Origin of the sequence: Pleionea sp. CnH1-48 (genome assembly GCF_024124665.1) — a bacterium.
In the GTDB taxonomy this organism is placed as follows: Bacteria; Pseudomonadota; Gammaproteobacteria; order Enterobacterales; family Kangiellaceae; genus JAMXSB01.
In genome coordinates this window covers 1-2,315 of record NZ_JAMXSB010000038.1, presented here as the reverse complement: position 1 = coordinate 2,315, position 2,315 = coordinate 1, and the positions used below count along the sequence as shown (strand labels likewise).

1 protein-coding gene is annotated in these 2,315 nt (G+C 48.4%); it reads right to left on the bottom strand.

What is annotated here, in order from left to right; genetic code table 11:
• On the bottom strand, positions 1-2,315 hold a 2,315-nt coding region (locus tag NH399_RS25245; RefSeq protein ID WP_253044290.1), incomplete at both ends, for an amino acid adenylation domain-containing protein.

Sequence of the window (2,315 nt, the reverse complement as noted above, 5' to 3'; positions counted from 1 at the left end):
GAAACGCCGACAACAACACAAACACCGAAGGCATCATATAATCCGGCAAACACTGCTCTAAACCCGACTTCAGTTGCGCCAACGCCGAGTCGCTATCCACGCCGTCTTCCAATACCACATAGGCGCGCAACACTTTATCTCCTGAGCCCGCGCCTTCAGCCAACACCACCGCACTCTTCACGCCCGGTTGTTGCAATACCTGATGCTGAACTTCACCCAACTCAATACGGAAACCCCGTACCTTAACCTGGTCGTCTTCTCGTCCCAGATACGCCAAAGCACCGTTCGGTAAATAACGAACCACATCACCCGTTCGATACAAACGTCCCGCTCCAAAAGGATTCTCTATAAAACGCTCTGCGGTTAAATCCGCCTGCTTAAGATATCCCAGAGCGACACCATCACCGCCCACCAACAACTCGCCTTCTGCACCATAAGGTGCCAGGCTGCCATCTTTACTGACAACAAACGCACTCGACCCTTGAACACAATGACCAATCGGTAACTCAACATCCGGCTCAGGGAGCGCATCAACAACATAACAACTGGAGAAGGTCGTGTTCTCTGTCGGACCGTAACCATTAATGACCGTCAACTGAGGCGCTTTCTGTTTAACCTGATGCACCGCCAACGGACTTAAAACATCACCGCCCGCTAACACATACTCAAGCGAAGAACTCGCCAGCGCTCGTTCACTCCATTGCTCAAACAAACCCGCAGTCAACCACATCGCCGTCACCTGATAACGACTCAACACCTCATCCAGTCGATTCAGGTCCAGATAATCATCTGGATATAAAACAAGACATCCACCATTGAGTAAGGCGCCCCATATCTCCAACGTCGCCGCATCAAATGACACCGAACTGCTTTGTAAGAAACGCGTTTGCGCATTCAAATCCATAAAGTTCGGCGCACTTACCAAACGCAAAACACTCTTATGCGCTACCATCACACCTTTCGGCAACCCCGTCGAACCCGAAGTAAAGTTGATGTAAGCCAAACTTTCTGCCGTCGACTCAACAGATGGCTCCAGTGTCATGGCCACATCCATGTCAGAAAGACCATCAAGCGACAACAACATCGCACCATCACCGGATAACGTCGAGGCCTGTTCCTTATCAGTAATAATCACCGATAAGTCGGCTTCTTTTATCATGTAATCCAGCCGCTCTTTGGGGTACTTCGCATCCAGTGGTACATAAGCTGCACCCACTTTTAAAATACCCAACATCGCAGCTATCATGTCGATAGAACGAGACACACAAAGACCCACACACTGTCCTGCTTCAACCGAACCTTCTTGTTGCAAATACCCGCCAATGCGGTCCGATAAATGCTCCAATGCGCGATACGTTATCTCTTCATCCTGATAGCACACAGCCACCTGCTCAGGATAGTTGGCTGCCATCCGTTGGAAACGCGCTACCAGACTTGAATCTCTGCACTCATACGCCAGTGAAGGTTGCTCTACTAACCGAGACATCTCTTCTGCACTGAACATCGACCACTGAGGTATCTGACCTACGTCCGGTAACACCACATTCTGTAACAGACGCACAAAGTGTTGATTGAAACGTTGAATAAAATCTTCATCAAACAAAGCAACGTCATAAATCCATTGCAAACCCAGTCCATCGTCTCTCGATTCTACATTCAACTCTAAGTCGAACTTGCAATACACCTCGTCGTTGCTCAGTGCTGAAAACTGAACCTCATCTAACGACAAATCCGATTGCTCATTGCTGTCCATCGACAACATAATCTGAACCAGTGGCGCAAACTGCAAACTCCGTTCTATCTGACAATGTTCAACAATCACATCAAAGGGGATGTCCTGATGTTGCTGAGCGCCCAGATGCACCTCTCGAACGTGAGACAAAAACCCATCCACACTCTCAAAAGCTGTTGAGGTTCTTAAGGCCAATGTATTCACAAAAAAGCCGATTAAAGGTTCAACTTCTTTTTGCATTCGGTTAGCAACCGGAGTGCCAATCACCACGTCATCACGATGACTATAGCGAGCCACTAATAAGGCCAGTGTTGCATGCACCAGCATGAACAACGTAATGCCTTGTTGTTGAGCTTTCTCTTTTAAGGCGGCCATTAACTCTGCCGACAACTCTGCGTTGACACGGCCACCTTCATAGGATTTTTTATTCGGTCTTTTATGGTTCAACGGCAGATTATGAACCACTGGCACATCCTCTAACTGAGTCTGCCAGTAACCCAACTGCTGCTCCAACACCTCACCACTCAACCACTCTCGTTGCCAATGCGCATAATCCATATACTGAACCGATAACGGAGCCAAC